Source organism: Microbacterium xanthum (assembly GCF_034531355.1).
In the GTDB taxonomy this organism is placed as follows: Bacteria; Actinomycetota; Actinomycetes; order Actinomycetales; family Microbacteriaceae; genus Microbacterium; species Microbacterium xanthum.
Genome location: NZ_JAWHUE010000002.1, coordinates 593,542 through 605,578 on the forward strand (window position 1 = coordinate 593,542; position 12,037 = coordinate 605,578).

General features: G+C 68.3%; 11 protein-coding genes. 7 read left to right on the top strand and 4 right to left on the bottom strand.

The window, feature by feature from the left end; genetic code table 11:
- Positions 1-4: 4 nt before the first annotated feature.
- The 4 genes from RZO50_RS08325 to sdhC are packed head-to-tail and all read right to left on the bottom strand — an operon-like array spanning position 5 to position 3,507.
- Entirely contained in the window at positions 5-784 is a 780-nt protein-coding gene (locus tag RZO50_RS08325) for a succinate dehydrogenase iron-sulfur subunit (protein ID WP_322599249.1), read from the bottom strand.
- Positions 784-2,589 carry a succinate dehydrogenase flavoprotein subunit gene (gene sdhA / locus RZO50_RS08330; RefSeq protein WP_322599250.1) on the bottom strand — a complete coding sequence of 602 codons (1,806 nt, stop codon included), beginning with the start codon at positions 2,587-2,589 and terminating at the stop codon, positions 784-786. Before sdhA ends, RZO50_RS08325 begins: the two co-directional genes overlap by 1 nt.
- Before the next feature lie 37 nt (positions 2,590-2,626).
- Positions 2,627-3,073, bottom strand: coding sequence for a succinate dehydrogenase hydrophobic membrane anchor subunit (locus tag RZO50_RS08335; protein WP_322599251.1), 447 nt, complete (start codon positions 3,071-3,073; stop codon positions 2,627-2,629).
- Positions 3,073-3,507 (bottom strand): succinate dehydrogenase, cytochrome b556 subunit, encoded by a 435-nt coding sequence (gene sdhC / locus RZO50_RS08340; protein WP_322599252.1) that lies wholly within the window; start codon positions 3,505-3,507, stop codon positions 3,073-3,075. The genes RZO50_RS08335 and sdhC overlap by 1 nt, the downstream gene beginning before the upstream one ends.
- A 218-nt stretch (positions 3,508-3,725) precedes the next feature.
- Between sdhC and RZO50_RS08345 the strand changes: the two genes are divergently transcribed.
- The 7 genes from RZO50_RS08345 (at position 3,726) to RZO50_RS08375 (ending at position 12,021) form a co-directional block, all read left to right on the top strand.
- Positions 3,726-4,841 (top strand): mannose-1-phosphate guanylyltransferase, encoded by a 1,116-nt coding sequence (locus RZO50_RS08345; RefSeq protein ID WP_322599253.1) that lies wholly within the window; start codon positions 3,726-3,728, stop codon positions 4,839-4,841.
- Positions 4,842-4,973: 132 nt separating this feature from the next.
- Complete coding sequence (locus RZO50_RS08350; protein WP_322599254.1) at positions 4,974-6,080, top strand: BMP family lipoprotein; 1,107 nt, start codon at positions 4,974-4,976, stop codon at positions 6,078-6,080.
- 78 nt (positions 6,081-6,158) lie between these two features.
- Complete coding sequence (locus RZO50_RS08355) at positions 6,159-7,691, top strand: ABC transporter ATP-binding protein (RefSeq protein ID WP_322599255.1); 1,533 nt, start codon at positions 6,159-6,161, stop codon at positions 7,689-7,691.
- Positions 7,688-9,016 carry an ABC transporter permease gene (locus tag RZO50_RS08360; RefSeq protein WP_322599256.1) on the top strand — a complete coding sequence of 443 codons (1,329 nt, stop codon included), beginning with the start codon at positions 7,688-7,690 and terminating at the stop codon, positions 9,014-9,016. Before RZO50_RS08355 ends, RZO50_RS08360 begins: the two co-directional genes overlap by 4 nt.
- Positions 9,013-10,299, top strand: a complete 1,287-nt coding sequence (locus tag RZO50_RS08365) for an ABC transporter permease (protein ID WP_322599257.1) — start codon at positions 9,013-9,015, stop codon at positions 10,297-10,299. The genes RZO50_RS08360 and RZO50_RS08365 overlap by 4 nt, the downstream gene beginning before the upstream one ends.
- Position 10,300: 1 nt before the next feature.
- Complete coding sequence (locus RZO50_RS08370) at positions 10,301-10,714, top strand: cytidine deaminase (protein WP_322599258.1); 414 nt, start codon at positions 10,301-10,303, stop codon at positions 10,712-10,714.
- A complete protein-coding gene (locus tag RZO50_RS08375; RefSeq protein ID WP_322599259.1) occupies positions 10,711-12,021 on the top strand; it encodes a thymidine phosphorylase in 1,311 nt (436 codons plus the stop codon). The genes RZO50_RS08370 and RZO50_RS08375 overlap by 4 nt, the downstream gene beginning before the upstream one ends.
- The last annotated feature ends 16 nt before the right edge of the window (positions 12,022-12,037 follow it).

Sequence of the window (12,037 nt, forward strand, 5' to 3'; positions counted from 1 at the left end):
ACGCTCACGCGCCGCCGCGCAGAACCGCCTGCTTGACCTCGGCGATCGCCTTGGTGACCTCGATGCCGCGCGGGCACGCCTCGGTGCAGTTGAAGGTGGTGCGGCAGCGCCACACGCCCTCCTTGTCGTTGAGGATGTCGAGACGGACGTCGCCGGCGTCGTCGCGGGAGTCGAAGATGAAGCGGTGCGCGTTCACGATCGCCGCGGGCCCGAAGTACTGACCGTCGGTCCAGAACACCGGGCACGACGACGTGCACGCGGCGCACAGGATGCACTTGGTGGTGTCGTCGAAGATCGCGCGGTCCTTGATGGACTGGACGCGCTCCTTGCCGGGCTCGGGTGCCGAGCCGGAGATGAGGAACGGCTGCACCTCGCGGTACGACGCGAAGAAGGGCTCCATGTCGACGACGAGGTCCTTCTCCAGCGGCAGGCCCTTGATGGCCTCGACGTAGATCGGCTGCGAGATGTCGAGGTCCTTGATGAGGGTCTTGCAGGCCAGGCGGTTGCGGCCGTTGATGCGCATCGCATCCGAGCCGCAGATGCCGTGGGCGCACGAGCGCCGGAAGGTCAGCGACCCGTCGACCTCCCACTTGATCTTGTGCAGGGCATCCAGCACACGATCGGTGGAGAACAGTTCGACGTCGTAGTCCACCCAGCGCGGCTCCGCGTCGACCTCGGGGTCGAAGCGACGGATGATGAAGGTGACGAGGAACGACTGGATGCCGGTGTCATCGTTCGCCTCGGTGTCGGCGATCGCGTCGGGCTCGACCAGAGCGGTGGACATCAGTACTTCCTCTCCATCGGCTGGTAGCGGGTGATCACGACGGGCTTCCATCCCAGCGTGATGTGGTCGTCGGCGTGCGAGGAGTGGGGGTCGCCGGTGAGGTAGGACATCGTGTGCTGCATGTAGTTCTCGTCGTCGCGCTTGGGGAAGTCGTCGCGCATGTGCCCACCGCGGCTCTCCTTGCGGTTGCGGGCGGCGACGACGACGACCTCGGCGATGTCGAGGAGGAACCCGAGCTCGACGGCCTCGAGCAGGTCGGTGTTGAACCGCTTGCCCTTGTCGTCGACGTGGATGTTCTTGAAGCGCTCGCGGAGCTCCTCGATCGTCTCGAGCATCTCGCCGAGCGACTCGTCGGTGCGGAAGACCTGCGCCTTCTTGTCCATCTCGTCCTGCAGCGTCTTGCGCAGCACCGCGATGCGCTCCGTTCCCTGGCCGGACCGGACGCCCTCGATCATGTCGCGGACGGCGCCGGCGGGGTCGTCGGGGAGCGGGACGAATTCGGCGTCCTTGACGTACTCGACCGCGTTGCGGCCGGCGCGCTTGCCGAAGACGTTGATGTCCAGGAGCGAGTTGGTGCCGAGGCGGTTCGATCCATGCACCGACACGCACGCGCACTCCCCGGCGGCGTACAGGCCCGGCACGACGGTGTCGTTGTCGCTGAGGACTTCGGCCTTGACGTTGGTGGGGATGCCGCCCATGGCGTAGTGGGCGGTCGGCATCACCGGCACCGGCTCGACGACGGGGTCGACGCCGAGGTAGGTGCGGGCGAACTCGGTGATGTCGGGGAGTTTGGTCTCCAGCACCTCGGCGCCCAGGTGCGTGCAGTCCAGCAGCACGTAGTCCTTGTGCGGGCCCGCGCCGCGGCCCTCCGCGACCTCCTGGACCATGCACCGTGCGACGATGTCGCGCGGGGCGAGGTCCTTGATGGTGGGGGCGTACCGCTCCATGAAGCGCTCGCCCGAGGCGTTGCGGAGGATCGCACCCTCTCCTCGCGCGCCTTCGGTGAGGAGGATGCCCAGTCCGGCGAGTCCGGTCGGGTGGAACTGGAAGAACTCCATGTCCTCCAGCGGCAGACCCTTGCGCCACACGATGCCGACGCCGTCTCCGGTGAGGGTGTGCGCGTTGGAGGTGGTCTTGAAGATCTTTCCGAAGCCGCCGGTGGCGAACACGACCGCCTTGGACTGGAACACGTGCAGGTCGCCCGTGGCGAGCTCGTACGCGACCACGCCGGAGACCTTGGTCGTCCCGTCGTCGTCCTTCACCGTGAGCAGGTCGAGCACGTAGAACTCGTTGAAGAAGTTGATGCCGAGCTTGACGCAGTTCTGGAACAGCGTCTGCAGGATCATGTGACCGGTGCGGTCGGCGGCGTAGCAGGCGCGGCGCACCGGGTTCTTGCCGTGCTCGGCGGTGTGTCCGCCGAAACGGCGCTGGTCGATCTTGCCCTCGGGGGTGCGGTTGAAGGGCAGGCCCATGTTCTCGAGGTCGATGACCGCGTCGATGGCCTCTTTCGCGAGGATCTCCGCAGCATCCTGGTCGACGAGGTAGTCACCGCCCTTGACGGTGTCGAAGGTGTGCCACTCCCACGAGTCCTCTTCGACGTTCGCGAGCGCCGCGGCCATACCGCCCTGCGCCGCGCCGGTGTGCGAGCGCGTCGGGTAGAGCTTCGAGATCACGGCGGTCTTCGCGCCGGGACCCGCCTCGATCGCCGCACGCATGCCGGCGCCCCCGGCGCCGACGATGACGATGTCGAACTGGTGGTAGTGGACGCCGTCCTTGACGTAGCTGTCCGCGGTGTCGGTGCTCACAGGCTCTCGCTTTTTCGTCTCTGAGGGGTTTCGTCGCTCACGCGGCCTGGCAGTCGGCCCACAGGATGCTCTCGGGGGTCACGCCGAGGCAGGGGTCGAAGGTGAACACGACCAGCGTGCCGAGGACGATGAGGAAGCCCGCGGCCAGCCACACCGCCCACACGAGCACGCGGCGCGTGGTGTCGTGGGTCACGTAGTCGTTGACGATGGTGCGCATGCCGTTGGCGCCGTGGATGAGCGCCAGCCACAGCATCAGCACGTCCCACCACTGCCAGAAGGGGCTGGCGAGCTTTCCGGCCACGAACGCGAAGTCGATCTGGTGGATGCCGTCACCGGTCATGAGGTTGACGAACAGGTGGCCGAAGATGAGGACCACAAGGAGCACGCCCGAGGCGCGCATGTACATCCAGCCCCACTTCTCGAGGTTGCCGCGGCGGCGTCCCGTGGGGCGCGCGGAGCGGGGGTCGGCGATGGTCGCGGACATCAGTGACCCCCTCCGACGTTGGAGAAGACGTTGATGAGGTGCCGCGGCACGAAGCCGGCCATCGTGACGGCCCACAGCCCCAGCACACCCCACCAGAGCTGCCGCTGGTAGCGGGCGCCCCGGGACCAGAAGTCGACGAGGATGATGCGCAGCCCGTTGTAGGCGTGGTAGGCGATCGCGCCGACGAGCGCGATCTCGCCGATCCCCATGATCGGGTTCTTGTAGGCGCCGATGACGATGTCGTAGGCCTCGGGGGAGACGCGGATCAGCGCCGTGTCGAGGACGTGCACGAGGAGGAAGAAGAAGATCGCGACACCGGTGATGCGGTGCAGGACCCAGGACCACATCCCCTCATTGCCGCGGTAGAGCGTTCCTCGGGGTACTCGCGATGTCGTCTGCGACACCGTCGGTACCTCGCGTGCTGGAGCAGACACGGTCGTCCTCCCTGGACTCGTACACGGTGAGAGCGAGGTGCCCTCTCGGGGACCAGGCGGTCCCTTGCGTCACGCGGGCGCTGTGCACAGCTTATTCGGCGCCGCGCGGATCCGGCGATTAGGGCGACCTAACTCTCTCGACGTCGAGAGAAACGTCGCGGTGGCGGGTCGCGAGCCGCTGTCAGGTGGCCGACGCACGGGGCCGCTACCCTGGCCGCATGCCTGAGCCGATCAACGACTTCTACGCCGTCATCCCCGCCGGAGGGATCGGGAGCCGGCTGTGGCCGTTGTCCCGGGCGGACGCACCGAAGTTCCTGCACGACCTGAGCGGATCGGGCCAGACCCTCCTGCGCGACACGTGGGACCGCCTGGAGGGGCTCGCCGGGTCAGACCGCATCTCGGTGGTCACCGGTCGCGCCCACCGCGCCGCGGTGGAGGAGCAGCTTCCGGGCATCCCCGACAAAAACGTCTTCCTCGAATCCGAGCCGCGGGACTCCGCGGCCGCGATCGGACTGGCCGCGGCCATCCTGCACCGCCGAGAGCCGGACGTGATCATCGGGTCCTTCGCCGCCGACCATGTCATCCGCGTACCCCACCTGTTCGACTGGGCGGTGCGGCAGGCGGTCGAGACCGCGCGCCAGGGATACGTCTGCACGATCGGCATCCAGCCCTCCGAGGCCTCGATCGGGTTCGGCTACATCAAGAAGGGCGAGGGGATCGTCATCGACGGTGCCCCCGAAGCGGCGCTCGTGGAGAGCTTCGTCGAGAAGCCCGACTTCGACACGGCGAAGGCTTACTTCGCGGACCGCTCGTATCTCTGGAACGCGGGCATGTTCATCTCGCGCGCCGACGTGCTCCTCGCCGAGATCGAGGCGAACCGGCCCGAACTCCACGCCGGGCTGATGGAACTCGCCGAGGCGTGGGACGACCGTGAGCGCCGCGGCCCGGTCGTCGACCGGGTCTGGCCGTCGCTGACCAAGATCGCCATCGACTACGCCGTGGCCGAGCCGGCGGCGGCCAAGGGGCGCCTCGCGGTGATCCCCGGCCATTTCGACTGGGATGACGTGGGCGACTTCGCGAGCCTGGCCAAACTCAACTCGCACGGGCGCCACAACGACCTGGCCATCCTCGGTGAGAACGCCCGCATCCTGTCGGATGCCGCCAGCGGGATCGTCGTCAGCCAGACCTCGCGCGTGATCAGTCTCATCGGGGTGCGCGACATCGTCGTCGTCGACACCGAGGACGCCCTGCTGGTGACCACGAGCGAGAACGCCCAGCGCGTGAAGGGTGTCGTCGACGCTCTCAAACTCTCCGGCCGAGGCGACGTGCTCTGACCCGCGGGAGCACTTATTGCAGGTTTGTAACCATTGGCCTGCGAGCGTGCGGGATCTCTGTCGATTTCACTTAACACTGTGTAACTTGATGCAGTCCCCGCGAGAGTCGCGGGGCGAGATGTGGAGGCTGAGTTGACCATCTCACGCACCAAGAAGCTCGTCGGCGTCACAGCCGCCGCGGGCCTGCTCGTCGCCCTCGCCGGCTGCGGCTCGGCTCCGGAGGACGACACGACCACCGACAGCGCCGCCGAGGGCATGTCCGACTTCAAGGCCTGCATGGTCTCGGACGAGGGTGGCTTCAACGACAAGTCGTTCAACCAGCTGGGCCTGGCGGGCCTCGAGGCCGCCGAGGACGAGCTCGGCTTCGAGATCGCCACGACCGAGTCCTCGTCGGCCAGCGACTACGACGCGAACCTCGACGGTCTCGTGGCCGACGGCTGCGACTTCATCGTCTCGGTCGGCTTCCTGCTGAGCGCCCCGACGGTGACCGCCGCGCTGGCCAACCCCGATGTCGAATTCGCGATCATCGACGACTGGGCCGACAACGACTTCGACGGCGAGACCGACGCCCCGAACATCAAGCCGCTGGTGTTCGACACCGCGCAGGCTGCGTTCCTCGGTGGCTACGCCGCCGCGTCGTACACCGAGTCGGGCAAGGTCGGCACCTTCGGCGGCGCGAAGATCCCGCCGGTGACGATCTTCATGGACGGCTTCCAGCTCGGCGTGGAGTACTTCAACGAGCAGAACGGCACCGACGTCGAGGTCGTCGGCTGGGACATCGAGTCGCAGGAGGGCCAGTTCACCGAGGAGTTCGCCGCGAACGACAAGGCCAAGCAGGTCGCGCAGGGCATCATCGACCAGGACGTCGACGTGCTGCTGCCCGTCGGCGGCCCGATCTACCAGTCGGCCGCTGAGGCGATCCGCGACTCGGGCGGCGACATCGCCCTGATGGGTGTGGACGCCGACGTGTACGAGACCGACCCGTCGGTCGCCGACCTGCTGCTCGTCTCGATCCTCAAGGGCATGGACGTCGCCGTGTACGAGGCCGCCGTCCAGGCCGCCAACGACGAGTACGACGTCACCCCGTTCGTGGGCACGCTCGAGAACGACGGTGTCGGCATCTCGTCCTTCCACGACTTCGAGGACATGGTCGACGCCGACCTGGCCGCGCAGCTCGAGGAGATCCGCGCCGGCATCATCGACGGTTCGATCGACGCCACCTCGCCCGCTTCGCCGTAAGCGACGAGGGAACACCCCGGCGGCCGGGCAGATGCGTGCATCTGTCCGGCCGCCTTTCGAATCGATAGATTGGCGGATATGACGCTCGAGCTTCGAGGGATCACCAAGCGCTTCGGAGCGCTGGTGGCCAACGACCACATCGATCTGGTGGTCGAGCCGGGAGAGATCCACTGCCTCCTGGGAGAGAACGGTGCCGGCAAGAGCACGCTCATGAACGTGCTCTACGGTCTGTACACCGCGGAGGAGGGCGACATCGTCATCGACGGTGAGGTGCAGCACTTTGCCGGACCCGGTGACGCGATGGCCGCGGGCATCGGCATGGTGCACCAGCACTTCATGCTCATCCCGGTCTTCACCGTCGCCGAGAACGTGATGCTCGGCCACGAGGACACCACGGGCATCGGCGCCCTGGACCTCGACAAGGCCCGCGCCCACGTCAACGAGGTGGCTGCGCGGTTCGGGTTCCAGATCGACCCGGATGCGCTGGTCGGCGACCTGCCGGTCGGCGCCCAGCAGCGGGTCGAGATCATCAAGGCGCTCTCGCGCGACGCGAAGGTGCTCGTCTTCGACGAGCCCACCGCGGTCCTCACGCCCCAGGAGACCGACGAGCTGATGGGCATCATGCGCCAGCTCCGGGACGAGGGCACCTCCATCGTCTTCATCACCCACAAGCTGCGAGAGGTCCGCGAAGTGGCGGACCGCATCACGGTGATCCGCCTCGGCAAGGTCGTCGGGGAAGCCGACCCCACCGCCGACAACGCCGAACTGGCCTCGCTCATGGTCGGTCGCGCGGTCGAACTGACGGTGCAGAAGGATGCGCCGCAGCTGCGCGAGGGCGGGCTCGTCGTCGAGAACCTCCGCGTCGTCGACGAAGCCGACCAGATCGTCGTCGACGACGTCAGCTTCGCGGTGCGACCCGGTGAAGTGCTCGCCATCGCCGGCGTGCAGGGGAACGGCCAGACCGAACTGACCGAGGCGATCATCGGGCTGCAGCGCAAGGTCTCCGGGTCGATCGCGCTGGACGGCGACGAGCTCACCGGCAAGACCGTCAAGCAGGTGATCGACAAGGGCGTCGGGTTCGTCCCCGAGGACCGGAAGGTCGAGGGCCTCGTGGGGGAGTTCAGCGTCGCCGACAATCTCATCCTGAACCGCTCCAGCGGCGCGCCGTTCTTCTCGGCCGGCACGATGAAGCGCGGCGTGCTGCGCGCGTTCGCCGAGGAGAAGATCGCCGAGTTCGACATCCGCACGCAGGGCCCCGACCTCGCCGCCGGGCGACTGTCCGGCGGAAACCAGCAGAAGGTCGTCCTCGCCCGCGAGCTCAGCCGCGACCTGAAGCTGTTCGTCGCCTCCCAGCCCACCCGCGGCATCGACGTCGGCTCGATCGAGTTCGTCCACAAGCGCATCGTCGCCACCCGCGACGCGGGCGTTCCCGTGATCGTCGTCTCGACGGAACTCGACGAGGTCTCCGCCCTCGCCGACCGCATCGCCGTCATGTACCGCGGGCGCATCGTCGGGATCGTCCCCGGTGATGCACCGCGCGAAGTCCTCGGCCTCATGATGGCCGGTGAGAAGCCGCCGCTCGAGGCGGCCGATGAGGAGGTCACCGCGTGAGCGGTCAGAGTCCCGAGAGCAGCAGCCTCGGCCCCGGCGGGAGCGATCCCGTCCTCACCCGCAGTGCCGCGGGTGAAGCCCCGAGCCAGACGCCGGCCGGCCAGACGCCCCCGCCGCCGCGGCAGAACCAGGTCATCCGCGAGCTCCTGCGCGGCAACGTCGTCACGACGATCCTCGCGATCGTGCTGGCGATGCTGATCGGCGGCATCCTCGTCGCCCTCACCGACCCCGAGGTCCAGTCCGCGGCCGGGTACTTCTTCGCCCGCCCGCAGGACACGATCATCGCGGTGTGGCAGTCCTTCGCGGGCGCCTATTCGGCGCTGTTCCGCGGCGCGATCTGGAACTACGAGGCCGACACGTTCGTGCGGGCGATCAAGCCGATCACCGACACCCTCAACTTCGCCACGCCGCTCATCGCAGCGGGTCTGGGCGTCGGCCTGGCCTTCCGCGTCGGCCTGTTCAACATCGGTGCCCGCGGTCAGATGCTCATGGGCATCGCGCTGGCGGCCACGGTCGCCACCACCGTGCAGGCGCCGCTGCTGATCCACCTCCCGCTGACCATCGCGGCCGGTCTGCTCGGCGGCGCCCTGTGGGGCGGACTGGTCGGCTTCCTCAAGGCCCGCACCGGAGCCCACGAGGTCATCCTCACGATCATGCTGAACTTCGTGGCGTTCTACTTCGTCGCGTGGCTGCTGGCCACCCCGGGCCTGCTGCAGCGACCCGGCGGCACGCAGCCGATCTCGTCGCCGACCCCGGTCACCGCGCAGTTCCCGTCGCTGTTCCCGGCGCCGCTGACGGTCAACTGGGGGTTCATCGTCGCCATCGGGGCCACCGTGTTCGTGTGGTGGCTCGTGGAGCGCTCGAGTCTCGGGTTCCGCATGCGTGCCGTCGGGGAGAACCCCTTCGCCGCGCGTGCCGCCGGGGTGAACGTCGAGCGGATCATCTTCTACGCGATGGCATTCGCCGGGGCGCTGGCGGGACTGGCCGGCGTCAATCAGATCTCCGGGACGATCACCAGCGGCTTCGGCAGCGGCATCGATGCCGGCATCGGCTTCGACGCGATCACCGTGGCGCTTCTCGGGCGGAGCAAGGCGTGGGGCGTGTTCGCCGCGGGCATCCTCTTCGGCGCCCTCAAAGCCGGCAGCTTCACGATGCAGGTGTCGCAGGACATCCCCGTCGACATCGTCGTGGTCGTCCAGGCGCTCATCGTGCTGTTCATCGCCGCGCCGCCGCTCATTCGGACGATCTTCTTCCTTCCCAAGGACGACAGCGAGGTCTCGGCGAAGCGACGAGCCCGCCGCGCGGCGAAGGCGGGTGCGGCATGAGCATCGACACCACCACCTCGGCTCAGGACGGCGCGATCACCCGCGAACGGGTGAGGCAGCGGCATTTCAAACTGCCGATCACCCTCGCCGTCGGCACGGCGCTGATCTGGCTGATGGCCTTCGTGTTCGGCCGCGACGGGATCAGCACCTACCGGCTCGGTGACCGGACCTCGTCGATTGACCTCGGCGACGTCGGCGTCCCGACCGCGGCGACGGTGACCGTCTGCGCGATCGTGCTCGCGCTGCTGACCGCCTACGCCTTCTGGGCCGTCGCGACCTACCGCAAGGTCGGCCTGTGGGTGCCGATCGTCTTCGCCCTGTTGGCCGTGTTCGCCTTCCTCACATGGTCGGCCGCGGGGGGACTCGTCCCGGTGACCGGGCTGCTGTTCGGAGCGGTGTCGCTCTCGGTGCCGCTGGTCTTCGGCGCCCTGGGTGGTGTCATCGGCGAACGCGCGGGTGTGGTCAACGTGGCCATCGAGGCGCAGTTCCTCTTCGCGGCGTTCAGCTCCGCGGTCATCGCCTCGATGACCGGTTCGGTGCTGTTGGGCCTCGTCGGCGCGATGGTCGCCGGTGCCCTGGTCGGATCGGTCCTGGCCGTCTTCTCGATCAAGTACCTCGTCGAGCAGGTGATCATCGGTGTCGTGCTGAACGTGCTCATCATCGGATTGACGAGCTTCCTGCACGGGGCGCTGCTGAACCCGAACTCCGAGACGCTGAACTCGCCGCCCCGCTTCCCGCGTCTGCCGATCCCGTTCCTGTCGGACATCCCGATCCTCGGACCGGTCGTGTTCAATCAGACGCTCATCGTCTACATCATGTACGTCGCGGTGCCGCTGGTCGCGTGGGGTCTGTACAAGACCCGGTGGGGCCTGCGTCTGCGTGCGGTCGGCGAGCATCCGCAGGCCGCTGACACGGTGGGGATCAAGGTCAACCCGACCCGCTTCTGGAACGTGCTGCTGGCCGGCGCGATCGCCGGGATCGGCGGGGCGTACTTCACGCTGGGCTCGGTCGGATCCTTCGACAAGGAGATGACCGGAGGGCTCGGGTTCATCGCCCTCGCCGCGGTCATCTTCGGCGGATGGGATCCGGTGCGCGCGACCCTCGCGGCGCTGCTGTTCGGCTTCGCCACGAACCTCGAGACCTTGCTGACCAACCTGGGCTCGCCGATCCCGTCGGAGTTCATGGCGATGCTGCCCTACGTCGTGACCGTGCTGGCCGTGGTCGGGTTCGCCGGTCAGGTCAAGGCCCCCGCCGCCGCCGGCAAGCCGTACATCAAGGGGTGACATGACCGATATCGATTGGGATGTGCTTCGCATCGCCGCGACCGAGGCCATGCAGCGCGCGTACGCACCGTACTCGCGGTTCAAGGTCGGCGCGGCGGCGCTGGTGACCGACGGCCGGATCGTGTCGGGGTGCAACGTCGAGAACGCCTCGTACGGCGTGACCCTCTGCGCGGAGTGCGGGCTCGTCTCCGAGCTCCACATGTCCGGCGGCGGGCAGCTCGTGGCGTTCGTGTGCGTCGACGGCGAAGGCCGGACGCTCATGCCGTGCGGCCGGTGCCGCCAGCTCCTGTACGAACATGCCATCCCCGGCATGCTGCTCGAGACGATCTCGGGCATCCGCACCATCGACGACGTGCTGCCCGACGCGTTCGGGCCGCGCGACCTCGCTCCAGAACGCACCACGGAGATGACGTGACCGACACCACCACTGCCGCCGCCGTCGAGCCCCATGACGCGGTCGACGTGATCCGCGCCAAGCGCGACGGGTCCGCCGTCCCCGAGGAGGCGCTGCGATGGATGATCGACGCGTATACGCGCGGCTACGTCTCCGACGCCCAGATGTCGGCGTTCACGATGGCGATCCTGCTCAACGGCATGGAGCGCGATGAGATCCGGGTCATGACAGAGGCGATGATCGCCTCGGGTGAGCGGATGAGCTTCGCCGGGCTCGGCATACCCACCGTCGACAAGCACTCGACCGGGGGAGTGGGGGACAAGATCACCCTGCCCCTGGCGCCGCTGGTGGCGTCGTTCGGAGTGGCGGTGCCGCAGCTGTCCGGTCGCGGGCTCGGCCACACCGGCGGCACGTTGGACAAGCTCGAGTCCATCCCCGGGTGGCGCGCCGCGCTGACCAACGACCAGCTGTTCGCGCAGCTGCAGGGCGTGGGGGCGGTGATCTGCGCGGCCGGGTCGGGCCTGGCCCCCGCCGACAAGAAGCTCTACGCGCTGCGCGATGTCACCGGCACGGTCGAGGCCATTCCGCTCATCGCCTCCAGCATCATGTCGAAGAAGATCGCCGAGGGCACCGATTCGCTCGTCCTCGACGTGAAGTTCGGCTCCGGTGCCTTCATGCGCGACATCGACCGCGCGCGTGAGCTGGCGCGCACGATGGTGGCTCTCGGGACCGACTCGGGAGTGTCGACGACGGCCCTGCTGACCGACATGAACACCCCGCTGGGCCTGGCCATCGGGAACGCCAACGAAGTGCGTGAATCCGTCGAGGTGCTCGCGGGCGGTGGGCCGGCGGATGTCGTCGAGCTCACCGTCGCGCTCGCGCGCGAGATGCTCGCTCTCGCCGGTCAGCCCGACGCGGATGTCGAGAAGGCGCTGGTCGACGGACGCGCCATGGACGCGTGGCGCGAGATGATCCGCGCACAGGACGGCGACCCGGATGCCGCGCTGCCGACGCCGCAGGAGACGCACACGGTCGTCGCCCCGGAGGACGGCTTCGTCACGCGGCTGGACGCGCTGTCGTTCGGTGTCGCCGCGTGGCGGCTGGGCGCCGGTCGTGCGCGCGCGCAGGACCCGGTGGTCCATGCCGCCGGCATCGACCTGCACGCCAAACCCGGCGACCGCGTGCGCAAGGGCGAGCCGCTGTTCACGTTGCTCGCCGACGACGCTGCCCGGTTCGACCGTGCTCTGGCCTCGGTCGAGGGGGCGTGGGACCTCTCCGACGAGGCACCGACGGCGTCGCCGATCGTGCGCGAGCGCATCACCGCCTGACCGCCCCTCCCGTCAC

Coding starts and splice junctions, on each gene's coding strand:
- RZO50_RS08370 (WP_322599258.1), top strand. CDS start 10,301: ATGACCGATATCGATTGGGATGTGCTTCGCATCGCCGCGACCGAGGCC.
- RZO50_RS08325 (WP_322599249.1), bottom strand. CDS start 784: ATGTCCACCGCTCTGGTCGAGCCCGACGCGATCGCCGACACCGAGGCG.
- RZO50_RS08355 (WP_322599255.1), top strand. CDS start 6,159: ATGACGCTCGAGCTTCGAGGGATCACCAAGCGCTTCGGAGCGCTGGTG.
- RZO50_RS08335 (WP_322599251.1), bottom strand. CDS start 3,073: ATGTCCGCGACCATCGCCGACCCCCGCTCCGCGCGCCCCACGGGACGC.
- RZO50_RS08345 (WP_322599253.1), top strand. CDS start 3,726: ATGCCTGAGCCGATCAACGACTTCTACGCCGTCATCCCCGCCGGAGGG.
- RZO50_RS08365 (WP_322599257.1), top strand. CDS start 9,013: ATGAGCATCGACACCACCACCTCGGCTCAGGACGGCGCGATCACCCGC.